The sequence below is a fragment of the Leucobacter celer subsp. astrifaciens genome (assembly GCF_001273835.1).
Taxonomy (GTDB): Bacteria; Actinomycetota; Actinomycetes; order Actinomycetales; family Microbacteriaceae; genus Leucobacter; species Leucobacter celer.
The window spans coordinates 205,037-226,375 of sequence record NZ_JHEI01000135.1; the positions used below are offsets into that span (position 1 = coordinate 205,037).

At 70.5% G+C, this 21,339-nt stretch carries 20 protein-coding genes; 2 read left to right on the plus strand and 18 right to left on the minus strand.

The annotated features are described in order from the left end of the window. Nucleotide 1 precedes the first annotated feature (1 nt). The 11 genes from AMS65_RS07450 to AMS65_RS07500 all read right to left on the minus strand — a co-directional run bounded on the left by AMS65_RS07450 (nt 2) and on the right by AMS65_RS07500 (nt 12,997). Nucleotides 2–886, minus strand: a complete 885-nt coding sequence (locus AMS65_RS07450; RefSeq protein ID WP_053383527.1) for a carbohydrate ABC transporter permease — start codon at nt 884–886, stop codon at nt 2–4. Continuing rightward, nucleotides 883–2,238, minus strand: coding sequence for a carbohydrate ABC transporter permease (locus AMS65_RS07455; RefSeq protein WP_053383528.1), 1,356 nt, complete (start codon nt 2,236–2,238; stop codon nt 883–885). The genes AMS65_RS07450 and AMS65_RS07455 overlap by 4 nt, the downstream gene beginning before the upstream one ends. Nucleotides 2,239–2,250: 12 nt before the next feature. Next, complete coding sequence (locus AMS65_RS07460; RefSeq protein WP_053383529.1) at nt 2,251–3,588, minus strand: ABC transporter substrate-binding protein; 1,338 nt, start codon at nt 3,586–3,588, stop codon at nt 2,251–2,253. A 283-nt stretch (nt 3,589–3,871) separates the two neighbouring features. Next, entirely contained in the window at nt 3,872–4,774 is a 903-nt protein-coding gene (gene argB, locus AMS65_RS07465) for an acetylglutamate kinase (protein ID WP_053383530.1), read from the minus strand. 145 nt (nt 4,775–4,919) lie between these two features. Beyond that, nucleotides 4,920–6,077: a bifunctional glutamate N-acetyltransferase/amino-acid acetyltransferase ArgJ gene (gene argJ / locus AMS65_RS07470; protein WP_053383531.1), complete on the minus strand. Its 1,158-nt coding sequence runs from the start codon at nt 6,075–6,077 to the stop codon at nt 4,920–4,922. Beyond that, nucleotides 6,074–7,129, minus strand: a complete 1,056-nt coding sequence (gene argC / locus AMS65_RS07475) for an N-acetyl-gamma-glutamyl-phosphate reductase (RefSeq protein WP_053383532.1) — start codon at nt 7,127–7,129, stop codon at nt 6,074–6,076. The genes argJ and argC overlap by 4 nt, the downstream gene beginning before the upstream one ends. 232 nt (nt 7,130–7,361) lie before the next feature. Next, a complete protein-coding gene (locus AMS65_RS07480; protein ID WP_053383533.1) occupies nt 7,362–8,138 on the minus strand; it encodes an enoyl-CoA hydratase in 777 nt (258 codons plus the stop codon). Between the two features lie 184 nt (nt 8,139–8,322). Further along, nucleotides 8,323–9,510, minus strand: a complete 1,188-nt coding sequence (locus AMS65_RS07485; protein WP_053383534.1) for a bifunctional 2-methylcitrate synthase/citrate synthase — start codon at nt 9,508–9,510, stop codon at nt 8,323–8,325. 233 nt (nt 9,511–9,743) lie between these two features. Further along, a complete protein-coding gene (prpB, locus tag AMS65_RS07490) occupies nt 9,744–10,643 on the minus strand; it encodes a methylisocitrate lyase (protein ID WP_053383535.1) in 900 nt (299 codons plus the stop codon). Nucleotides 10,644–10,787: 144 nt separating this feature from the next. Beyond that, a complete protein-coding gene (locus AMS65_RS07495) occupies nt 10,788–12,326 on the minus strand; it encodes an MmgE/PrpD family protein (RefSeq protein WP_053383536.1) in 1,539 nt (512 codons plus the stop codon). Beyond that, nucleotides 12,323–12,997 (minus strand): GntR family transcriptional regulator, encoded by a 675-nt coding sequence (locus tag AMS65_RS07500; protein ID WP_053383537.1) that lies wholly within the window; start codon nt 12,995–12,997, stop codon nt 12,323–12,325. Before AMS65_RS07500 ends, AMS65_RS07495 begins: the two co-directional genes overlap by 4 nt. Before the next feature lie 160 nt (nt 12,998–13,157). On the opposite strand from AMS65_RS07500, the gene AMS65_RS07505 reads away from it, so the two are divergent. Continuing rightward, nucleotides 13,158–14,447, plus strand: coding sequence for a threonine/serine exporter family protein (locus tag AMS65_RS07505; RefSeq protein WP_053383538.1), 1,290 nt, complete (start codon nt 13,158–13,160; stop codon nt 14,445–14,447). A 21-nt stretch (nt 14,448–14,468) separates the two neighbouring features. On the opposite strand, the gene AMS65_RS07510 is transcribed toward AMS65_RS07505, so the two are convergent. Beyond that, nucleotides 14,469–15,383 carry a VOC family protein gene (locus AMS65_RS07510; protein ID WP_053383539.1) on the minus strand — a complete coding sequence of 305 codons (915 nt, stop codon included), beginning with the start codon at nt 15,381–15,383 and terminating at the stop codon, nt 14,469–14,471. Nucleotides 15,384–15,603: 220 nt separating this feature from the next. Here AMS65_RS07510 and AMS65_RS07515 point away from each other — a divergent pair, with 220 nt between their 5' ends. Beyond that, nucleotides 15,604–16,041 carry a VOC family protein gene (locus tag AMS65_RS07515; protein ID WP_053383540.1) on the plus strand — a complete coding sequence of 146 codons (438 nt, stop codon included), beginning with the start codon at nt 15,604–15,606 and terminating at the stop codon, nt 16,039–16,041. Between the two features lie 6 nt (nt 16,042–16,047). Here the strand turns inward: AMS65_RS07515 and AMS65_RS07520 are convergent, their stop codons facing one another. From AMS65_RS07520 to AMS65_RS07545, 6 genes are all read right to left on the minus strand, one after another. Beyond that, nucleotides 16,048–16,482 carry a VOC family protein gene (locus tag AMS65_RS07520; RefSeq protein ID WP_053383541.1) on the minus strand — a complete coding sequence of 145 codons (435 nt, stop codon included), beginning with the start codon at nt 16,480–16,482 and terminating at the stop codon, nt 16,048–16,050. Then, the gene (locus tag AMS65_RS07525; RefSeq protein WP_053383542.1) at nt 16,479–17,231 is read right to left on the minus strand and encodes an SDR family oxidoreductase; all 753 of its coding nucleotides are present in this window, start codon (nt 17,229–17,231) and stop codon (nt 16,479–16,481) included. Before AMS65_RS07525 ends, AMS65_RS07520 begins: the two co-directional genes overlap by 4 nt. Before the next feature lie 177 nt (nt 17,232–17,408). Beyond that, nucleotides 17,409–18,518, minus strand: a complete 1,110-nt coding sequence (locus AMS65_RS07530) for an aminotransferase class V-fold PLP-dependent enzyme (protein WP_053383543.1) — start codon at nt 18,516–18,518, stop codon at nt 17,409–17,411. Then, nucleotides 18,515–18,925, minus strand: coding sequence for a RidA family protein (locus tag AMS65_RS07535; protein WP_053383544.1), 411 nt, complete (start codon nt 18,923–18,925; stop codon nt 18,515–18,517). Before AMS65_RS07535 ends, AMS65_RS07530 begins: the two co-directional genes overlap by 4 nt. Continuing rightward, complete coding sequence (locus tag AMS65_RS07540) at nt 18,922–19,965, minus strand: quinone oxidoreductase family protein (protein WP_206541975.1); 1,044 nt, start codon at nt 19,963–19,965, stop codon at nt 18,922–18,924. The genes AMS65_RS07535 and AMS65_RS07540 overlap by 4 nt, the downstream gene beginning before the upstream one ends. After that, nucleotides 19,962–21,305 (minus strand): MFS transporter, encoded by a 1,344-nt coding sequence (locus AMS65_RS07545; RefSeq protein WP_053383545.1) that lies wholly within the window; start codon nt 21,303–21,305, stop codon nt 19,962–19,964. Before AMS65_RS07545 ends, AMS65_RS07540 begins: the two co-directional genes overlap by 4 nt. Nucleotides 21,306–21,339: the final 34 nt, after the last annotated feature.

Genomic DNA, 21,339 nt, shown 5'->3' on the forward strand with positions numbered 1-21,339 from the left:
GCTACTTTTGCGATCCCGCCAGCAGAGCCTGCACGAAGTATCGCTGGAACGCGAAAAACACTACCAGCGGCACCAGCATCGACAAGAACGCCCCCGCCGAGAGAACATCGATGTTCGCACCGAATTGACGCAGCTGTGACTGAATCGCAACAGTGAGCGGCTGCGAGTCGCTGTTCGTGAAGATCAGCGCGACGAGCATGTCGTTCCACGTCCACAGGAATTGGAAGATGGCGAGCGAGGCGATCGCCGGCAGCGCGAGCGGCAGCATGATCTGGAAGAAGATGCGCCAGTCCCTCGCTCCGTCGATGCGCGCGGCCTCGAGCATCTCCTCCGGGATCTGGATGAAGAAGTTCCGCAGCAGATAGATGGCGAACGGCAGGCCGAACGCGGTGTGGAACAGGATCACGCCGACCACGCTGCCGAAGATGCCGAGCGCTCCGAAGAGCCTCGCGAGCGGGATCAGCGCCACCTGCAGGGGCACCGCGAGCAGCACGATGACCGCGATGAACAGCCAGTCCCTGGCGGGAAAGTGCAGCCACGCGAACGCGTAGGCGGCGAGCGCACCGATCGCGACGACCAGCAGCGTCGTGGGAACGGCGATCACGATCGTGTTCCAGAACGACCCCGTGATCGTCGGGTTCGACAGCAGGTTGGCGTAGTTCTGGATCGTCAGCTCCGCGGGCTTCGTGAACACGGTCCACCATCCGCTCGCGGCGTTGTCGCCCGCACTGCGGAACGAGGTGAGCAGCAGCCCCACCGTCGGCACGAGCCAGAACACCGCGATGACCAGCAGGATCACGTTGACGAAGCCGCTGGTCGCGAAGCGGGCGATGCGCTGGGCGACGCGCGACGTGCGTCGCCGCGGAGGGGAGATCGTCTCGCTCATCGGCTTCGCTCCTCTTTGAATCGGCGCACGTTGACGATCATCGACGGCAGCACCAGGATCAGCAGCAGGATCGCGAGCGCGGAACCGAGGCCCTGGTTGTTGCCCCCGCCGAACGAGACCGTCCACATCTCGACGGCGATCACGTTGGCCGCCGGTTTCGACGCGCCGGGCGGAATCACGTAGACGAGGTCGAAGATCTTCAGCACGTTGATGACGAGCGTGACGAACACCACGATCAGCACGGGCGCGAGCAGCGGCGCGGTGATCCGGGTGAAGATCTGCCACTCGTTCGCGCCGTCGGTGCGCGCCGCCTCCTGCAGCGAGCGGTCCATCGCCGACAGCCCCGACGCGATCATGACCATCGCGAAGCCGGCCCAGATCCAGACGTACGAGAGGATCACGACGATGTTGATGAACGAGGCGCTGAGCCACGACACCCCCTGCGCGCCGGCGTCGAAGTTCGCGGCGGGCAGGGCGACCCGGTAGCTCTGGCCCGCCTCGAGCCCGTCTATCGTGAACGTGCCTCCGGCACCGGTGGTCGCGTAGCCGCGGATCGCACCGTCGGCATCGACCGCGTCGACGCGCACGCCTTCGAGTCCCTTCTTGCCCGCCTCGATCTCACCGCTCGTACCGCCGCCTCCGCGTACGACGTCGAGGAAGACGGTTCCCGAGATCTCGGTCGCCGATGGCGCTTCGGCAGCACGGGCGTCGATGGCCTCTTCCGAGAGCGCGCTCTGCCGGACCCCGGTGAGCGGGAAGTCGCGCGTCTGCCCGGCCTGCACCGGGTCGCTCGAGACGATGATGCCGCCCTCGGCCTCGATCCCGACCCCCTCGCGCGGCTTCGCGCCGGGATAGCTCGACTGCTCGCCGAAGATGCTCTGCACGCTCACGATCGCGGCGTTCACGACCCCCAGCTGCGGGTTCTCCTGGAACATGCCGCGGAAGATCACGCCCGCCGCGAGCATCGAGATCGCCATCGGCATGAACACGATCAGGCGGAACACCGTCTTCCAGCCGAGCTTGTCGATGAGCACCGCGAAGATCAGCCCGATCATGGTCACCGTCACCGGCGCGACGACCACCCACATGAGGTTGTTGCGGATCGCCGTGAAGGTCGTCTCGTTGGTGAACATGGTGACGTAGTTCTGCCACCCGACGAACGCGGTGCCCCGTCGATCGAAGAACGAGCGCACCACCGTGTAGACGATCGGGTACACGACGAGCGCGCCGAGTACCACGAGCGCCGGGCCGAGGAAGCCCGCGAGGAGCAGCCATCGCCGCAGACGGCCGTGGCCGCGAACACTGCGTCCGCGACCACGGATCTGCACCGGAACCGTGAGCGTCCGACTCATGGTCGGTCTCGATCAGTACGCCGCGGCCGCGGCGTCCTCGAGACGCTGCGCCGCGCCGTCGACATCGCTCGGGTCCTGGTAGAAGGAGATCATCTCCTGCCAGAAGCCCTGACCCGGCGTGCCGCCGAAGGCGCTCGGCGTCAGATCCGACATGTCGAAGCGGAAGGCCTCGGCGCTCGTGAGCGCTTCAGCGATCTGCCGCGAGATGTCATCGGGGTAGAGCGAGGTGTCGACCCCGCCGTTCGGCGAGGTGAGCCCGCCGGCGGGCACCCAGATCTCGGCGGAATCGGGCGAGGCCAGGAACTCCATGAGCGCATTCGTCGCATCGTCGTCGGTGAACTGCACGGCGACGTCGCCGCCGCCCACCACCGCGGGCGCCGACCCGTTGATCGCCGGGAAGTCGTAGAACAGCGCGTTCTCGCCGACCGTCGAGTTGCCGTCGGCTGCGATGTTGCCCGCCACGAAGTCGCCCTCGAAGACGGTCCCGGCCTGCGGGTCGGAGCCGAAGACCTCGGTCACGCTGGTCGGGAAGTCGCGCTGATCTCCGCCCGGCTGCACAAGATCGCTGCCCCACAGCGTGGCCAGCACCTCGAGCGCCTCCTTCACGGAGTCGTCGGTCCAGGGGATCTCGTGATCGGTCAGCTGATCGTACATCTCGGGACCGGCGGTGCGCAGGTAGACGTTCTCGAACCAGTCGGTCAGCGGCCAGCCCACATCGGCGCCGATCGAGATGCCGGCGTAGCCCGCATCGCTGACCAGGCCCAACTGCGTCAGGAAGTCGTCCCAGTCCTCAGGGGCCACCGCCCCGGCCTCGTCGTAGATGTCGGCGTTGTACCAGACCGTCGACTTGTTCGCGGCTTTGAACCAGACGCCGTAGAGCTCGCCGTCGACGCTGCCGAGATCGATCCATGACTCGGAGTAGTTCTCTTCGACGGCGGATCTCACCGCGTCTCCGACCGGGAGGATGTCGCCCTCCTCTGCCAGGGACTGCATGAGCGCCGGCTGGCCGAGAACCGCTACGTTCGGCGGACTGCCGCCCTCGAGCTGACCCCGGATGTAGGTCGGTCCGTTGTCGCCGAAGCTCGTGTAGTTGACCTTCGCGCCCGTGCGGTGCTCGAACTCCGCCAGTACCGCCTCGAAGTTCTGCTGCTCGGCACCGGACCACGCAGCCGCGACGTTCAGCGTCTCGCCGGCGAACTCGTCGCCCGCAGCACCGCCTCCGGCGTCACCGCCGGTATCGCCTCCGCCGCCCGATGCGCAGCCCGTCAGCGCCAGTGCCACCGCGGCGATTCCGGCCGCCGCCGTGGCCAGGCGTCGCCGCCCGCGCCCCGAAGTCTTCGAGATTCCCATCGCACACATGAAAGCACTCCGTCCAGCATTCCGTCGTTGACAGGCCCCGTGCAGGCTCAGGAGTACCGAACCCAGCGCCGGGCGAAGCGAAGCAACTCCACCGGATGTGCGAAGCGGCGACGCTTCCACCTTCCAGGCTAGCCAAAATCGTCGCCGCCTCTGCAAGCCGGACGAAGCGATCCCGGATCGTTATCTCAATTTCGATCCGCCGGGAGCCCTGATCAGGAGCCCCTTCCGTCCGCGCGGCGGTCGGCTGAGCGCCGATAGCCCCGGATCGTTGCGCTCAGGGAGTGACCTCGGTGCCGATGCCCCGCTCCGTGAAGATCTCGAGCAGCACGGAGTGCGGTTCGCGGCCGTCGATGATCGCCGCCTTCGGCACGCCGGCGCGCACGGCGTCGAGGCACGCGCGCATCTTCGGGATCATGCCCGACTCGAGGCTCGGCAGCAGCTCGCCGAGCTCCGCGGCGGTGATCGACGACACGAGCGAGTCGCGATCCGGCCAGTTCGCGTAGAGACCCGCCACATCCGTCAGGATGACGAGCTTCTCGGCGCCCAGCGCGGCCGCGAGCGCCGAGGCCGCGGCGTCGGCGTTGACGTTGAGGGAGTCGCCCGGCCGGTCCACGTCGGGGGCGATCGAGGAGACCACGGGGATCAGCCCCGCGTCGAGCAGCGCGAGCACGGGATCCACGCGCACGTCGACCACATCGCCGACGAGGCCGAGGTCCACCTGTTCGCCGTCGACCTCGACGGGCGGGCGCCGGCGGCCGACGAAGAGCCCGGCGTCCTCGCCCGTCGTCCCGGCCGCGAGCGGCCCGTGCGCGTTGATCTCATCGACCAGCTCCGGGTTCACCTTGCCGGTGAGCACCATGCGCACCACGTCCATGGTCTCGGGCGTGGTGACGCGGTAGCCGCCCTTGAACTCGCTCTCGATGCCGAGGCGCGCCAGCATCGCGTTGATCTGCGGGCCGCCCCCGTGCACCACCACGGGCCGGATCCCCGTGTGCCGCAGGTACACCACGTCCTCGGCGAACGCCTTGAGGAGGGCGTCGTTGATCATCGCGTTGCCGCCGAACTTGATCACCATGATCGCGCCGCGGAACTTCTTGAGCCACGGAAGCGACTCGATGAGCACCTGCGCCTTCGCGGAGGCGTGCTCGTGGTCGAGGGTTCTCGTGGTCGTGGTCATCTGTTCCCGTTTCTCGTCGTGCTTCGCGTTCTCACCGCTCCGTCATCCTGCGCGAGCGCTAGCGAGTCGCAGGATCCAATCATCCACCCTAGATTCTGCGACTCGCAGGCTCGCGCAGAATGACGCCAAGAAGCCCGTGACCGGACTACGACGAATACGCGCTGTTCTCGTGCACGTAGTCGTGCGTCAGGTCGTTGGTGCGCACGGTGGCCGTCTGCTCGCCGGCGAAGAGCTCGATCTCCACGCGCGTGCGACGCGGGGTGAGGTCGCACTCCTCGACCGGGCGGTCGGGCCCGCCGGCGTGGCAGAGGCGCACGCCGTTGAACGAGACGTCGACCTGATACGGATCGAACGCGGCATCGGTCGTGCCGATCGCGGCGAGCACGCGGCCCCAGTTCGGGTCGTTGCCGAAGATCGCGGCCTTGAAGAGGTTGTTGCGCGCCACCGACCGGGCCACCTCGACAGCGTCGGCCTCGCTCGAGGCCCCGCGCACCTCGATGTCGATGTCGTGGCTCGCGCCCTCCGCGTCGGCCTGCAGCTGCGCCGCGAGGGCGTCGCACACCCCGGCGAGCGCCTCCGCGAACCGGTCCTCGTCGGGAGTGATGCCGGATGCGCCGCTCGCGAGCAGCGTCACCTGGTCGTTGGTCGACATGCAGCCGTCGCTGTCGAGCCGGTCGAAGCTCACCGCGGTGGCGCGCCGCAGCGCGCGATCCAGCGCCGCATCGTCGAGCCGGGCATCGGTCGTGATCACGACGAGCATCGTCGCGAGTCCCGGAGCGAGCATGCCCGCGCCCTTCGCCATCGCCCCGATCGTCCAGCCGTCGCCCTCGAACACCGCGGTCTTCTCGACCGAGTCCGTGGTGAGGATCGCCGCCGGCGCGGTCGTGTCGTCGGATGAGAGAGCCGCGGCGAGCGCCGGCACGCCGTTCACGATCTTGTCGCGGAAGGCCTGGTCGCCCGTGCCGATGAGTCCCGTCGAGCAGACGAGGATCCGCTCGGGGTCGTCCTGCCCCAGCGACGCCGCGACGGCCTCGGCCGTGAGCCGGGTGGTCTCGTAGCCGAAGTCGCCGGTGAAGCAGTTCGCGCCGCCCGAGTTGAGCACGATCGCGCGGGCCGCGCCGTTCTGCGCGACCTTGCGGCTCCAGAGGATGGGGTTGGCCTGGGCGCGATTGCTCGTGAAGACGACCGCGCTCGCGGGCTCCGGGCCGTCGTTGACGACGAGTGCCAGATCGGGCTTGCCGGTGCTCTTGAGGCCGACGGCGATGCCGGCGGAGCGGAAGCCCCGGGGGGTCGTGACGGTCACGGTGCAACTCCATTCATGGTGAGTCCGGTGGTCTCGGGGAGGCCGAGTGCGATGTTGGCCGACTGGATCGCGGCCCCCGCGGTGCCCTTGGCGAGGTTGTCGAGGGCCGCCACCACGACGACGCGCCCCGCGGCCTCGTCGACCGCGAGCCCCATGAGGCAGGTATTCGCCCCGAGCGTGTCGGCCGTGCGCGGGAACCCGCCCTCCGGCAGCAGCTGCACGAAGGGCTCATCCCCGTAGGCGTCCTCCCAGGCGGCGCGTACATCGGCGGAGGTGGCCCCCGGCGCGAGGCGGGCGGTGGAGGTGGCGAGGATGCCGCGGCTCATGGGAACCAGCACCGGGGTGAAGCTGATGCTCGGCTCTTCGACGGCGCCGGCGCCCCGCAGCGCCTGCCTGATCTCGGGGATGTGCCGGTGCGTGCCGCCGACCGCGTACGGGTTGGCCGTGCCCATGAGCTCGGCTCCGAGCAGGTGGGTCTTCGCGGCCTTGCCGGCGCCGCTCGGGCCCACCGCGAGCACGCTCACCAGATCCCGCGCCTCGATGACGCCGGCCGCGATGCCGGGCGCGAGCGACAGCGCCACGGTCGAGGCGTTGCAACCCGGGGCCGCGATCCGCGCCGCCCCGACGAGATTCGCGCGCTGCTTGCCGCCCTCCGCGCCGGCGACCAGCAGCTCGGGCACGCCGTAACTCCAGGGCTCGTGGTGCTCGCCGCCGTAGAAGGCGGCCCAGTCGTCGGCGCTCGTGAGACGGTGATCCGCTCCGCAGTCGATCGCGAGGCGCACGTCGGAGAGCTGCGCGGTGAGCGCTCCCGAGGCGCCGTGCGGCAGCGCGAAGAACACGAGGTCGTGGCCGTCGAGCACCTCGGGGGCGGTCTCCCCCAGGGTCAGGTGCGCGAGCGAGCGCAGGTGCGGCTGCGACTCGACCAGCGGCCGGCCGGCGCTCGAGTGGCCGGTGACGGTGCGGATCTCGAACTCGGGGTGCGCGGCGAGCAGTCGCAGCAGCTCACCGCCGGCGTAGCCGCTCGCGCCCGCCACCGCAACGCTGTAAGTCATCGACGCTCCTCGCTCTCGGCCTCGCACACAGAACTCTCCTATTCTGGCACCTCGCGACACCTCGCTGCGGCACGCAGGAGGTCCCGCGCTGCGGAAGATCTGGAATCGGCAGAAGATATGCCCGCTCAGCGACTCTCCGGCAGATACACCGCGGATCCCATATCTTCTGCAGGGCCGAGGATCTCCCTGGGCCGGCGAGGGGCGCCCGGAGCCCGAGACCGGGGTCCCGTGATTACCGGTGCGTGAACCCGGGAGCGCGCTTCTCGGCGAAGGCGCGCATCCCTTCCTTCTGATCGTCGGTCGCGAACGCGGCGGCGAAGGCCTGGCGCTCGAATCGCAGCCCCTCGGCGAGCGGCATCTCCTGCGCGGCCTGCAGCGCATCCTTCGCGGCATACACCGCGGGAAGCGACTTCGACGCGATCGTCTCGGCCGTCTTCGCGGCCTCGGCGAGCAGCTCCGCGGCGGGTACGACGCGCGACACGAGCCCGCTGCGCTCCGCCTCCTCGGCCCCCATCATGCGGCCGGTGAGGATCATCTCGGCCGCCTTGTACTTGCCGATCGCGCGCGGCAGGCGCTGCGATCCCCCGAATCCCGGGAGCACACCGAGGTTGATCTCCGGCTGCCCGAACTTGGCCGTGTCGGCCGCGATGATGATGTCGCACATCATGGCCAGCTCGCAGCCGCCGCCCAGCGCGAAGCCCGAGACGGCTGCGATCACCGGCGTGCGCATGCGCTCGAACCCGCCCCAGCCGGGGAAGGGCCCGCCCAGGTACATGTCGGCGTAGGACCGCTCGGCCATCTCCTTGATGTCGGCGCCGGCCGCGAAGGCCTTCTCCGAGCCCGTGAGCAGGATCGCGCCGATCCCGGGATCGGCGTCGAACGCCAGCGCCGCCTCGATGAGCTCGGTCACGAGCGCCGAGTTCAGCGCGTTCAGCGCCTCGGGCCGGTTCAGGGTGATGGTCGCGACGCGGCCGCGCGTCTCGGTCAAGATGCTGGTGTACTCGGTCATCGCTGCTCCTCCGTCGACGGGTGCGGATCCGGATCCCACGCTATCGTGCCGACCCGTCGGCTGCCCGATTCCCGCGCCCCGCGCGGCCCGTCTCGGACCGCCGTCGGCCGGGACCGGATCACTCGCAGGGTCGCTCCCCGCTCCGGCGAACGACCGCACGGGTGATCCGGACGGAGAACACCGACTACTCGGCCTCCGCCTCGCGCTCCGCCGTGGCGAGCGCGGTCGCGTCGGGCACGTATCCCTCGACGTGGCGCTCATCGGGGCCGTTGTAGGCCGAGAGGGGGCGGATCAGCGCGTTCGACGCCGCCTGCTCCATGATGTGGGCCGTCCATCCCGTCACGCGCGACGCGATGAACAGGGGTGTGAAGGTGAGCGTGTCGAAGCCGATGAGGTTGTAGGCGGGGCCCGACGGGTAGTCGAGGTTGGGGTAGATGCCCTTGCGCGCCACGAACTCGCTCTCGAGCGCCGTGTACAGCGCGGCCACCTCGGGCCGGTCGTAGTGCTCGACCAGCGTGTCGAGCGCCGCCTTCATGGTGGGCACGCGCGAGTCGCCCTTCTTGTACACCCGGTGCCCGAAGCCCATGATCTTGCGCTTCTCGGCGAGCGCCTCGTCGAGCCAGGGCACGACGTGCTCCGCGGATCCGATCTCGTTCATGATGTGCAGCACGGCCTCGTTCGCGCCGCCGTGCAGCGGGCCCTTGAGCGCGCCGATGGCGGCGACGACCGCCGAGTAGAGGTCGGAGAGCGTCGAGGTGACGACGCGCGCGGTGAAGGTCGAGGCGTTGAAGGAGTGCTCGGCGTAGAGGATCATCGAGCGGTTGAACGCGTCGACGACCACCTCGTCCGGCTCCTCGCCGAAGGTCATCCACAGGAAGTTCGCCGAGTAGTCGAGATCGTCGCAAGGCTCCACGACCCCCTGTCCGCGGCGGCGGCGCTGACCGTACGCCACGATCGCCGGCAGCGCGGCGTAGAGGCGGATGGAGCGCGCCAGGTTCTCCTCCGGGCTGCCCGAGGCGTCGAGCACCGATCCCCCGCCCGCGGTATCGGAGGCCCCGATGACGCTCGCGGCGGTGCGCACCTCGTCCATCGGGTGCGACTCGAGCGGGAGCAGGTCGATGGCGGCCTTGACGTTCGCCGGCAGGGCGCGGTGCGCGCGCTCGAGCGTCCGCAACTCGGCCAGTTGCTCGGGGTTCGGCAGCTCGCCGTTCCAGAGCAGGTAGGCGACGGCCTCGAAGGGCTGGGTCGCGGCGAGCTCCTGCACCGGATAGCCGCGGTAGAGCAGGCTGTTCGTCTCGGGATTGACCTTCGAAACGGCGGTGTAGTCGACGACGACCCCCGCGAGGCCCTTCCTGATCTCGTTCTCTGTCATGTTCGCTCCCTTGCTGATGACGCTTGCTGCGATGGTACGGCCCCCGGCTCGAAGCGGGCGGAGACGAGCCGGGGGCCGGGTCTGGATTGTCCGACCGAGTCGATGCGGCTGGTTGAGCGAGCGCAGCGAGTCGAAACCCGGTACTGCGGTGATCTCGACTCGGCTCCGCCTCGCTCGATCAGCGGAAGAACGATCGGCTGGCGTGCTCGTTCGGTCTTCTTGAGATGTGATGTCTAGCGCGCGACCTCGAAGTTGAAGACGCTCGTGTCGAAGTGGTTGTAGTCCTCGTAGTCGATGAGGTCGTAGAGGTCGGCGCGGTGCTGCATCTCGCCGAGCTTGGAGGTGAGGTGCCCCTCCTCGTTCAGCGTGTCGAGCGCGCGCCCGGTCGCCCCCATCGCGATCCGCAGCATCGACACCGGCCAGATCACAATGTTGACGCCGATGTCGGCGAGCTGCTGCGACGAGAAGAGCTCGCTCTTGCCGAACTCGGTCATGTTGGCGAGGATCGGCACGTCGACCGCGGCCCGGATCGCGGCGAACTCCTCCAGCGAGCGCATCGCCTCGGGGAAGATCGCGTCGGCGCCGGCGTCGACGAGCGCCTTCGCGCGATCCTTCGCCGCCTCCAGGCCGTCGACGGCCGCGATGTCGGTGCGCGCCATGATGAGGAAGTCGGGATCGCGGCGGGCGTCGGCGGCGGCGCGGATGCGCTTGATCGCGGTCGACTCGTCCACCACGGCCTTGCCGTCGAGGTGGCCGCAGCGCTTCGGGTTGATCTGGTCCTCGATGTGCGCGCCCGCGAGCCCGGCGTCCTCGAGCGTCTGGATCGTGCGCGCCACGTTCATGGGCTCGCCGAAGCCGGTGTCGGCGTCGACGATCGCGGGCAGCTCGGTCATGCGCGCGATCTGCTGCGCACGACCGGCCACCTCGGTGAGCGTGGTCAGGCCGATATCGGGCAGGCCCAGGTCGGCCGAGAGCACCGCGCCCGAGATGTAGACGCCGTCGAAGCCCTTGCGCTCGATGAGGCGCGCGCTCAGCGGGTTGAAGGCCCCCGGGAACCGCAGCAGCTCGCCGCTCGCGAGCCGCTCGCGGAACAGGCGCCGCTTCTCGGCGGGGGTGGTCTTGCTGTAGAGCATGTGGGTCACCTTTTCTTCGTCATCCTGCGGCCGCGCCAGCGGATCGCAGGATCTCGGTTTCGAACGGGTAGATTCTGCGACTGCGCGCAGAATGACGGTCGGGGACGCGCGGGATCACGGCCGGACGCGCGGGATCACGGTGCGCTAGAACAGCCCCTTCGGGGCGGCTGCGAGGTCGATCACGCCGGGCGCGGCCACGATGTTCAGCTCGCGCACCTCGTCGGCCGTGAGCTCGGGCAGGCGCTGCACGAGCTCGAGGAAGCGCTCGATCTCGGCGGGCTCGAGCACGGGCTCCGCGAGCAGGCGGAACTTCGCGATGTAGTTCTCCCGCGCGAAGGGGCGGGCGCCCAGCGGGTGGGCGTCGGCCACCGCGATCTCCTCGACGATCCTCTCGCCGTTCGCGAGCTCGATCTCGACGCGGCCGCCGAAGGCCTTCTCGTCGGGGTCCTCGGAGTGGTAGCGGCGGGTCCACTCCGCGTCCTCGGCGGTGGTGATCCTGTGCCACAGCGCGACCGTGTCGGCGCGGCCCGCGCGTTCCGGGGCGTAGGAGTCGACGTGGTGCCAGCCGCCGTCCTGCAGCGCCACCGCGAAGATGTACGGGATCGAGTGATCGAGGGTCTCGCGCGACGCCTGCGGGTCGTACTTCTGCGGGTCGTTCGCGCCCGAGCCGATCACGTAGTGGGTGTGGTGGCTCGTGTGCAGCACGATGGCGGTGATGTTCGCGGGATCGGCGAGTTCCGGCCGCTCGTGGTGCAGCTTGCGGGCGAGGTCGATCCAGGCCTGCGCCTGGTACTCGGCCGAGTGCTCCTTGGTGTAGCTGTCGAGGATCGCGCGCTTCGCCTCGCCCTTCGCGGGCAGGGGCACGTCGTAGGAGGCGTCGGGGCCGTCGAGCATCCAGGCGATCACGCCGTCCTCCCCCTCGTAGATGGGGCTCGGCGAGGTCTGGCCGCGCATGGCGCGGTCGACGGCCTCGACGGCCATCTTGCCCGCGAAGGCCGGGGCGTGGGCCTTCCAGGTCGAGATCTCGCCCTTGCGGCTCTGCCGCGTCGCGGTGGTGGTGTGGAGGCCCTGACCGACGGCCTGGTAGATGGTCTCGGCGTCGAGGCCGAGCAGCGTGCCGATACCGGCCGCGGCCGAGGGGCCGATGTGGGCGACGTGGTCGATCTTGTGCTTGTGCAGGCAGATCGAGCGCACGAGGTCCATCTGGATCTCGTAGCCGGTCGCGATGCCGCGCACGAGCGCGCGGCCGTCGGTTCCGACGTGCTGCGCGACGGCGAGGATCGGCGGAATGTTGTCTCCGGGGTGCGAGTACTCGGCCGCGAGGAAGGTGTCGTGGTAGTCGAGCTCGCGCACGGCCACGCCGTTGGCCCAGGCCGCCCACTCCGGGCTCGACTGCTGCGCCTCGGCCCCCGACGACGCGAGGCCGAAGATCGAGGATCCCGACCCACCGGTCGAGACCGGGTGCGAGAGCGCCTGCGCGCGGGCCGCGACGATCGGGCCGCGGTTCAGGGAGGCTGCGGCGACGGAGGCGTTGTCGATGATCCTGTTGATGATCATGTCGACGACCTCGGGCTCGACCTCGACCGGGTCGGTCGCGACCTCGGCGATCTTCCAGGCGAGCTGCTGCTCGCGGGGCAGCTCCTCTTCGCTCTTGTAGACGCGGACGTGATGGGTGACGGTCATTGCGGTCCTTCCGGGGTGGGCGACGGGGAGCCCCGGCCCGAGTCCGCGATGGAGCTCAGGATCGAGGCGAGTGCGTTGTGCAGGTGCACGTGGGTGGCGTGCGCGGCGAGTTCGGCGTCGCCGCGGGCGATGGCCTCGGCGATGAGCGCGTGCTCGGAGACGGAGGCGCGCAACCGGGATCGGTTGTCGCGGGCGAGTCTGCGGGCGCGCACCAGGTGGGTGCGGATCGTGCGCAGCGCGCTCGTGAGGTAGGTGTTGTCGACCGCGGCGTCGACGGCCGCATCGAACCGTGAGATGAGCGCGTAGTACTCGTCGGCGGCCACGTCTCCGGTCTCGGGGTGAGCCGCATCGAACGCGGCGGCGAGTGCGGCGAACAGCTGCCGATCGCCGCGCTCGGCGGCGATCCGCGCTGCGGTCTCCTCGAGCGCGCGCCGCGCCTCGAAGAGCTCGCGGATATCATCGGCGTCGAAGCCCGATACCACCAGCACCCGCGGGGATTGCTGACGCACCAGCCCGTCCGCGACCAGCCGGCCGATCGCCTCGCGCATGGGGGTGCGGCTCACGCCGAGGCGCTCCGCCTGCTCGACCTCGCCGACGACGGATCCGGGAGGCATCTCGCCGCTCTGGATCCCGTCCAGCAGCGTTGCGTACGCGCGGTCGCTCGCCCTCATGCTACCTCCTCATCGCACGCTAGCGTATACATAATCAGCGATGGAAGCAAGAGATTGCCAATAATTCATCTATTTCGTATACAAACAACCGCGAACTCGAACTGAGCGATCCCGTCGGCTCAGGGCGACGGAAGCCGGGCGTCATCGCTAGCATGAGAGCATGCCCACTGAGCAGAATGCGGAGCGCGAATCGTCGGGCCACGACGCGGCGTTCGTCGAGCTGGGCATGCTGCTGCTCGAGGCGGGGCTCTCCGTCACCGATGTGCGGGACGAGCTCGAGACCGTGCGCCGCACCGCAGCGCCGGATGAACCGCTGAGCTTCGAGGTGCTCGCGGACACCGTGTTCGTCAGCAGGGCGCGCGGCACCGGACCCGTCGCCATGGGCAGCATCGGGCAATCGGAGCTGCCCGTCAGGCAGGCCGCACGCGCGGTGCGGTTCTCGCACGCGCTCGCCTCGGGCGAGCGCGACCTCGCCGAGGTCGCCGGGGAGGCGCGCCGGATCCGGGACCACCCGGCTCCGCACGGGACCCTCGGATGGATCGGCGGCTGCGTGCTGATCGCCGCCGGGCTCGCGACCGTGTTCCGCTGCCCGTGGTGGGCGATCCTGCTCGCGGCGCTCGTCGGCTGCGCGGTCGGAGCGGTCATACGGCTCATGAGCCGCAGCCGCCCCGCGGCCGCCATCCTCCCCTTCGTCGCGACCTTCCTGTCGACGCTCCTCGTCGGCGCCGTCGCAGCCTGGGCCGACCTCGGTCCCGTACCGCTCTTCGCGGTCTGCGCCCCGATCGCCATCCTCGTCCCCGGCGCGCTCATCACGAACGCACTGCTCGAACTCACCGCGAACGACATCGTGACGGGTGCGTCCCGCCTGGTCTACGGCCTCATCGTGCTGGGGTTCATGGTGCTCGGGATCCTCGCCGGAGGCGCCCCCACCGGCCTGCGCATCGATCCGGGATCCGCCTCGCTCGTCGGCGATGCGGCCGCACTCGGCCACGCGCACGGCACCTGGACTGCTCTCCCGCCGCAGTGGGCGGCGTGGGTCGGCGTGGTCGGCGTGGCGATCGGCATCAGTCTGGCGCTCGGCTCGGGGTCGCGACTGACCGCACTCGCCGTCGTCGTGATGACCTGCACCTACGCCGTGCTCTCGATCCTGACGCCGCACGTGGGCAGCATCGTCGCCACGGGTGTGTCGGCAGCGGTGCTCTTCGCCGCGGCCAGACTGCTCGAGCGCTCGGGATTCTCCGTGCCCGCGGCCATCACGTTCCAGCCGGCGTTCCTGCTGCTGGTCCCCGGCACCGTCGGGCTCGTCGCGATCACCGCGTCGAGCGGGGAGGCGCTCGCGACGGCTCCCGCCACCTTCGTGAGCCTCTGCATCGGGATCAAGGTCGGATCGGTCATCACCGATACCCCGTGGGCGCGCGTGTTCACCCGGCGGGCCGCGATCCCCGGGTGAGCACGGCGCCCCGGTCGCCGCTCAGAGTTCGGCGATGACGATCTTCTTCATCGGCATCATGCGCTCGAAGGCACCCGGGTGCTCCATGAGCTCTCCCATGTTCGCCGGCACGATCTGCCAGCTGACGCCGAAACGATCGGCGAGCCAGCCGCACTGCTCCGCCTCGGGCACGGCCGAGAGCGCCTCCCACAGGCGGTCGATCTCAGTCTGATCCGCGCACAGCACCTCGAGCGACACGCCGCAGGTGAACGGCGCGTCCTGTTCCACGGCGGAGTCCATCACCGCGAACCACTGCTCGCCGATCCGGAACTCGCCGAACATCAGCGCCTCGGGCGTCGCGGGCCCGGTCGGCTCGCCGTACGGATAGCGGCCTCCAGCCTCGGCGTCCTCGAACACCGACACGTAGAAGTCGATCGCCTCGTTCGCCAGGTTCTGCACCGCGCCGGAGAACATGAGCGACGGGATCACGAAGGGCCGGGGATCCCCGTCGGGGTCCGTAAGCATGAGCTGCCAGCTCACCCCGAAGCGATCCTCGACCCAGCCGTAGCGGGGGCTGAACGGGTACTCGCCGAGCGGCATGAGCACGGTTCCGCCGTCGGAGAGCGCCCGCCACACGAGGTCGAGCCGATCCCGCGCAGCCTCGGCACTGCCATCGAACATGAGCGGGTCGAAGTTCAGCATGAGCGAGATGCTCGAGTTCGGCCGGAACTCGTCCCCGGCGTTGATGAGCGTGAGTCGGGTCGAACCCTCACCGCCCGGGATCTCGACGGCCACCGTCTGGGGGGCGCCTGCGAGGTCCTGCTGGAAGTCGAGCAGCCCGGTCTCGGGGTATCGGGACTCGAGGGTCGACGTGGCACCCGGGAAGACCGCTGCGTAGTAGGCGCCGACCTCCTCCGCATTGCGATTGCACCAGATGTTGGTCACGATCTTCTGCACGGCGGCCTCCTCTGCCCGGGACGGTGCGGCTCCCCTCAGTATCCGCCCGCGTGCGCCGCTCGGCAAGGGGTGCCCCGCATCGACGCCCTGACCTTGCTCCTCGGCCCCGATGCGCGCAGAATGGGGTCCGGGGCCTGCACCCGCCGGCCCCGCAGCAGGACGGCGCCGAAGCTCCCCGAGAAACGTTGCCGACTGCAGGTCGCCTCGGAGCGGAGGACGCATGAGCATCGCACTCGAGAACGTCGGCATCGCCGTTCGCGACATCGAGGCCGCGATCGCCTTCTTCACCGACCTCGGCCTCACGGTCCTCGGCCGCGACACGGTGAGCGGCGTGTGGGCCGATACGGCCGTCGGCCTCGACGGCAACCGCGCCAGGATCGCGATGCTCCAGACGCCGGACGGCCACGGCCGCCTGGAGCTCTTCGAGTACCTCCACCCCGAGGCGATCGAGACGAGGCCCACGCGCCCCAACGAGATCGGCATGCACCGCGTCGCCTTCTCCGTCGACGACATCGACGAGGCTCTCGAGATCGCCGCGCGGCACGGATGCCACCCGCTTCGCGGCGTGGCCACCTACGAGGACGTCTACAAGCTGTGCTACGTCCGCGGCCCGAGCGGCATCATCGTCATGCTCGCGGAGGCGCTGCAGAAGGGCTGAGGCCGCTCAAGCCGCCCGGGGCGCGTAGCGCTCGCCCGTCTCGACGGCCCCCTCGTATCCGACGAGCCAGCGCACTCCGTAGCGATCGATCAGCTGGCCGTCTGCGGCGCCCCAGGCCCGCGGATCCAGGGGCTCGAGCACACGCCCGTCCGAGCCGAGCGCATCGAACCATTCGTGGAGGATCGCGGGCTCCGCCGTCCCCAGCAGAGCGAGGAACATGCCGCTCAGATGCACGGCGTCCTCATCGGCTCCGGCGTCAGCGCCGTAGAGCGGCACCGGCCCGGTGAGCACGCCGTGGGCGATCGCATCGGCGGGACCATCGGCGCGCCCGAACTCGCGGAAGGTGTTGAAGCGCAGCTCACCGCCGAACACCGAGCGATAGAACCCCAGTGCTTCCTCCGCGTTCCCGGGGAACAGCAGGTACGGTGTGATCCCGCTCATCGTTCCCCCTCCTCCCCCGACAGGGTCTCCCCCAGCCACTCCTCGACGGTCACCGGGTCGATCTGCGCTTCCGGCCCCGGCAGCACCGCCCCGTCGCGCAGCGCGCGCCCGAAGCCGCCGGGAAGCGGCAGCTCGATGACCCGCGCTGCTCGGCCGCGCGCGGCCGAGACCGCACGCAGCAGCTCGGCCATGCGCATCTCCCGAGGGCCCGCGAGATCAGGAGCGTCACCGACGGGCCCCTGCTCCGCCAATCGCACGAGCCGAGCTCCGACCGAGGCCGCGGCGACCGGCTGCGAGCGCATGGCGGGTACGATGCGCCAGGCACCGAGCGGAACCGCGACCTGCTCCGCGAACTCGAAGAACTGGGTGGCGCGCAGGATCGTCCAGGGAACCGGCCCAGCCGCGACCGCGCGCTCCTGCGCCGCCTTCCCCGCATAGTATCCGTGCGGCGCCGCTGCGGCCCCGACGATCGACAGTGCGACGTGGTGACCGACGTTCGCCTCGCGCTCGGCCCGATGCAGCGTCGAGGTGACCGCCTCGAAGAAGCCCTGCGCTCGGGCCGCCGATGTGGTCGAGGTGCCCGACACGTCGATCACGGCGTCGACGCCGCTGAGGTCGAGCCCACGGCCCGCCACCAGGTCCACTCCGCTGCGGCGGGACAGCACGACGACCTCGTGCCCCGCCCGCTCGGCCGCGCGCACGGTGTGCGTGCCGACGGCTCCCGTCCCTCCGGCGATCGCGATTCTCATGGCCCCACCATACGCGCGAGCGCCCGGCGGCGGAAAGTGCGACGCGCTCCCGTCCGCGAGAGCTCTGTGCCGCACCCCGGCCGAGGTGCGGCAAGGCCAGGCGTACCTCGCGCTCGGTGTCGTGGAGGACGTGGCTGCTGCGTCAGGCCCTGTCGTGGCCCGCCCGGCTGCGAGGGGCTAGGCGCCCGCCCGCATCGCGGCGAGCGTGCGCTCGATGTCGGCCTCGTCGTTGAAGCCGTGCACGCCGATCCGCAGGCGGTCTCCCGTTACCCTGGCCCGCACGTCGGCGGCGACGAGGTCGGCGGCGACCCGGTCGGGGTCGGCCACCCGCACCACCCGGATGTGGGACGGCCGCCCCGCGCGCACGGGAACGGCCCCGAGCCCGACGGCCTCCTGCTCGAAGTGATCGGCGAGCGCGAGGGCTCGGGATTCGATCGCGAACGGGTCGAGTGCGGTCAGGATCCCCAGCGCAGCCTCCGCGCCGATCCACGGCAGCCACGCCTGCGAGGTGTCGCAGCGCGCGAGCCCGCCGGACCGCCTCGGGCGTCCGCCGAACAGACCATCGGCGCCGTCGGCCGTCTTCCAACCGGGGGCGATCGATGCGAGGCCCGCCGCCGCCGCGCCCGGGCCGGCGACGAGCCAGGCCGCGCCGCGCGGCGCGAGCATCCACTTGTAGCCGTGCACGGCGAAGTAATCGGGCGCTGCTTCCGGGATCGGCGAGCGGAGCGCCCCGAGGCTCTGCGTCCCGTTGACGAAGAACTCGGCGCCGACCTCGCTCGCCCGGGCCCGCAGGGCCGCGAGGTCAATGCGCTCCCCGTCGCGGGTCGTCGTCTCCGACACGGCGACGAGCGACACCCCCGGCCGGAGCCGGTCGAGGAGGCCCTCGCTCCGGCTCCTGCCCGGCACGGGCTCGGCGAGCTCGACCGGGCGCCGCGGGTCGCGGTCGGCCTCGGCGAGGAACGGCAGCAGCAGGCTCTGGAACTCGTCGGCTCCGAGGAGCGCGACGCCGTCTGGCCGGAACCGCGCGACCGTGGCCGCAGCTTCGGCCAACGAGCCGACGGTGGCGACGGAGGACTCGGGTACCCCGCACCAGGCCGCGAACCGCGCTCTGGCCCGGTCCGCGGCCGCGTCCCACTCGCCCCAGTCGAATTCTCCGGACAGCTGTTCGTCAAGCGCACGGCGCAGGGCCGCGGAGATCGGCGCGGCCGCCGGTGCCGATCCCGGGGTGTCGAGCCAGGCCCAGCGCTCGAGCGCCGGGAACACTCCGCGGAACTCCTCGGGCATCATCGCGGCACCGCGACGACGGCCTCGATCTCGACGAGAATCTCGGGGGATGCGAGCTCCGCCGCGACGAACGCGGAGTGGGCGGGGTAGGCCCCGTCCGGGTACCACCGGGCGAAGACCTCCGTCCGCGCTCCGGCGAACTCCCGGAAACTGCCTGTGCCCGCGACGATCGTGAAGAGCTTCACGATGTGCGCCGGGGTCGCCCCGACTTCGGTGAGCAGCAGCTCCAGGTTGCGGAAGACCTGAGCCGTCTGCCCGGCGCAGCCCCCGGGCACGAGCGCGCCGTGGCGGTCCTGCCCCACCTGCCCCGAGAGGTAGACGAGCCGGTGCTCGTCCGGTACGACGGTGTAGTGCCGAAACGGCCCGATGGGCGCGGCGAGCGACTCCGGGTCGCCTCCGGTGACGATCATGCGTGCGTTCCTTCCCGCGATGGGGTTCCGGGCATCCGAAACACGGTCTTGCCGAGGGTCGTGCCGTCGGCGCTCGCCCGCATGGCGGCGGGCGCCTCGGCGAGGGGGTGCACCGCGTCGATGACGGGCCGGATCTCGTGCGCGCGGACGAACCCGAGCATGGTGCCGAACTCCTCCGCGCTGCCCACGGAGGTGCCGCGAAGGCTCACCTGCCGGAAGAAGAGCTCGCGCAGCGACAGCTCGATGTCGGCTCCCGTGGTCGCGCCGAGCGTCACGAGCCGCCCGCCGGGGCGCAGACTGCGGAGCGCGGCGGGCACGCTCGCGGCGCCGACGGTGTCGACCACGAGGTCGACAGGCGCGAGCCCGGCGCCCTCGAGACCGTCGCTCGGGATCGCCGCCGTCGCACCGCGCGCCACGGCGAAGGCGCGTTTCGCGGCGCTCCGGCTCGTCACGGTGACGCTCGCCCCGGCCGCGCGGGCCAGGTCGAGGGCGAGCAGCCCGACCCCGCTGCCGATGCCGGGGATGAGCACGTGCTCCCCCGCGCGCAGCTCGCCGACGCTGAACAGCGCACGATAGGCGGTGACGGCCCCGAGTCCGAGCGCCCCGGCCTCGGGGCCCGTGAGGTGCTCCGGCACGACATGCGCGTTCGCGCCCGGTACGGCGACGAACTCCGCGAAGGTGCCGGGGACGCGCCCGCCGAGTATGTCCGGATGCTCCGGCACGGCAGCGCGCTCGGACCAGTTCAGCGTCGGGTCGAGCAGGACCCGGTCACCGACGGCCGGCCTGCCGGGGCCTTGGCCCGGCCCCACGGCGACTACCCGCCCCACGGCGTCGGCACCGAGGATCTGCGGCGACTCGGCGCCGTCGCGCCGCAGCGCGGTGAACAGCTCGTGCCGGTTGAGGCCGGCGTACTCGACTGCCACGAGCACCTGCCCGGCTCCGGCCTCAGGCGCAGGTGTCCGTGCCACCCGCAGGCCGTCGAGGCCCGGGGCCCCGCCGTGCACGAGGGCGAGCATGGTGCCGTCGTCCCCGCCGGTCACTCCGACGCCACCCGGATCGCACCGGTGCGGAGCTCGGCGTGCTTCGTCTCCGGCGTGAAGAGAGCCGCGACGAGGCTGATGACCGCGCCGCCCACGAGATACCAGGAGGGCGACCAGCTCGACCCGGTCGCGGTCACCAGTGCCTGAGCCACGAGCGGGCCGAGCCCGCCGAAGAGCACGACACCGAGGTTGTAGCCGACGGCAAGGCCGCTGTAGCGCTGCGCCGTCGGGAAGAGCTCGGCGAAGAGCGCCGGCTGGGCGGCCAGCATCATGGCATCGCCGATGAGGATGAGCCCGATCCCGAGGATGGCGAGGCCGACCAGCTGCGTGTGCAGCAGGAGGAACCCGATCGGCGTGGCGACGATCACGAGCGCTGCTCCCCAGCGGATGAACGGGCGGCGCCCGATGCGGTCGCACGCCTTGGCGAACGCCAGCACCAGCGCGACGAGCACGAGCATCGAGACGAGCCCGATGTTGCGCGCTTCGGCGTCGGTGTATCCGAGCTGTCCCGCGAAGAAGGTGGGACCCCAGACGAGCAGCACATAGGTGCACATGGTCGGCGAGGCGACGAGGCCCGCGACCAGCAGCACGGAGCGCCAGTGCTCCCGGAGTACGCGAGTGAGCGGCGACCGGGCGGTCTCCGCGCCCTGCTCGGCCTCGGCCTTCGCCTCGGTGAACTCAGCGGGGTCGGCGAGGCGCAGTCGCATGTACAGTCCGATCAGGCCGAGCGGCAGCGCGACGAGGAATGGGATCCGCCAGCCCCAGGCGAGCACGGCCTCGGGGCTCATCGAGGTCGTGATGAGCAGCGAGGTGAGGGCCGCCACGAACATGCCGAGCACGATGGTGATGGTCTGGAAGCTGCCGTACCAGGCGCGCTTGCTCGCCGGAGCAGTCTCGATGATGTAGGTGACGGCGCCCATCCACTCGCCGCCGGCGGAGAGCCCCTGCACGAGGCGCAGGAGGAAGATGAGGATCGGTGCGAGCACCCCGATGCTGGCGTAGGGCGGCACGAGGCCCATGAGCGCCGTCGCGATCGAGATCATGAGGATGATGGCCGAGAGGGCGGCTTTTCGCCCGAGCCGGTCACCCACCAGGCCGAACAGCACTCCGCCGAGCGGCCGGATGATGAAGCTGACGCCGAAGACGAGGAAGGTGGTGAGCAGTGCGACGGCCGGATCCTCCTGGGGGAAGAACAGCGCCGCGAACACCGCGGCGAAGTAGCCGTACAGCACGAATTCGTACCACTCGAGGAAGTTGCCGATGCAGGCCGCGACGATCGCGCGCATCTGCGACGGTTCGAGTCTCTTCTCTTGGGCGGATCGGTGCTGGGTGACAGTCATCGTGAGCTCCTTTGCTGTGTGGTGACGCTGTACT

Bases quoted from the DNA above. Each gene is read 5' to 3' on its own strand.
- AMS65_RS07450 (WP_053383527.1), bottom strand. From the start codon at position 886: ATGAGCGAGACGATCTCCCCTCCGCGGCGACGCACGTCGCGCGTCGCC.
- AMS65_RS07455 (WP_053383528.1), bottom strand. From the start codon at position 2,238: ATGAGTCGGACGCTCACGGTTCCGGTGCAGATCCGTGGTCGCGGACGC.
- AMS65_RS07460 (WP_053383529.1), bottom strand. From the start codon at position 3,588: ATGGGAATCTCGAAGACTTCGGGGCGCGGGCGGCGACGCCTGGCCACG.
- argB (WP_053383530.1), bottom strand. From the start codon at position 4,774: ATGACCACGACCACGAGAACCCTCGACCACGAGCACGCCTCCGCGAAG.
- argC (WP_053383532.1), bottom strand. From the start codon at position 7,129: ATGACTTACAGCGTTGCGGTGGCGGGCGCGAGCGGCTACGCCGGCGGT.
- AMS65_RS07480 (WP_053383533.1), bottom strand. From the start codon at position 8,138: ATGACCGAGTACACCAGCATCTTGACCGAGACGCGCGGCCGCGTCGCG.
- AMS65_RS07485 (WP_053383534.1), bottom strand. From the start codon at position 9,510: ATGACAGAGAACGAGATCAGGAAGGGCCTCGCGGGGGTCGTCGTCGAC.
- prpB (WP_053383535.1), bottom strand. From the start codon at position 10,643: ATGCTCTACAGCAAGACCACCCCCGCCGAGAAGCGGCGCCTGTTCCGC.
- AMS65_RS07495 (WP_053383536.1), bottom strand. From the start codon at position 12,326: ATGACCGTCACCCATCACGTCCGCGTCTACAAGAGCGAAGAGGAGCTG.
- AMS65_RS07500 (WP_053383537.1), bottom strand. From the start codon at position 12,997: ATGAGGGCGAGCGACCGCGCGTACGCAACGCTGCTGGACGGGATCCAG.
- AMS65_RS07505 (WP_053383538.1), top strand. From the start codon at position 13,158: ATGCCCACTGAGCAGAATGCGGAGCGCGAATCGTCGGGCCACGACGCG.
- AMS65_RS07515 (WP_053383540.1), top strand. From the start codon at position 15,604: ATGAGCATCGCACTCGAGAACGTCGGCATCGCCGTTCGCGACATCGAG.
- AMS65_RS07520 (WP_053383541.1), bottom strand. From the start codon at position 16,482: ATGAGCGGGATCACACCGTACCTGCTGTTCCCCGGGAACGCGGAGGAA.
- AMS65_RS07525 (WP_053383542.1), bottom strand. From the start codon at position 17,231: ATGAGAATCGCGATCGCCGGAGGGACGGGAGCCGTCGGCACGCACACC.
- AMS65_RS07530 (WP_053383543.1), bottom strand. From the start codon at position 18,518: ATGATGCCCGAGGAGTTCCGCGGAGTGTTCCCGGCGCTCGAGCGCTGG.
- AMS65_RS07535 (WP_053383544.1), bottom strand. From the start codon at position 18,925: ATGATCGTCACCGGAGGCGACCCGGAGTCGCTCGCCGCGCCCATCGGG.
- AMS65_RS07545 (WP_053383545.1), bottom strand. From the start codon at position 21,305: ATGACTGTCACCCAGCACCGATCCGCCCAAGAGAAGAGACTCGAACCG.